The following is a 232-nucleotide window of genomic DNA, read 5'->3' on the forward strand; positions in this document are numbered from 1 at the left end:
GTGATTGGCACGGCGGCGATGTTTCTGGTGGGCGGTGGCATTCTGGTGCATGGCATCGCGCCCCTGCATCACGCCATCGAGGCGTTCAGCGAGGGGCGCGGTGGGTCGCTGACCGGGGCGCTGCTCAACGGTGTGGCCGGGGTGGTGGCCGGTGCCGTGGTGCTGGCGGTGGTAGCGGTTGTCGGCAAATTGTGGCGGGCGGTTCGGCCTGCCACATAACATTGCATTGGGC

At 67.7% G+C, this 232-nt stretch carries 1 protein-coding gene; it reads left to right on the top strand.

Annotated elements, in window-relative coordinates; genetic code table 11:
- On the top strand, window positions 1-219 hold a 219-nt coding region (locus tag SB756_RS35940), incomplete at its 5' end, for a DUF808 family protein (protein ID WP_410914022.1).
- Window positions 220-232 lie beyond the last annotated feature (13 nt).

The sequence above is a fragment of the Pseudomonas sp. SIMBA_068 genome (assembly GCF_046534705.1).
GTDB classification, from domain to species: Bacteria; Pseudomonadota; Gammaproteobacteria; order Pseudomonadales; family Pseudomonadaceae; genus Aquipseudomonas; species Aquipseudomonas putida.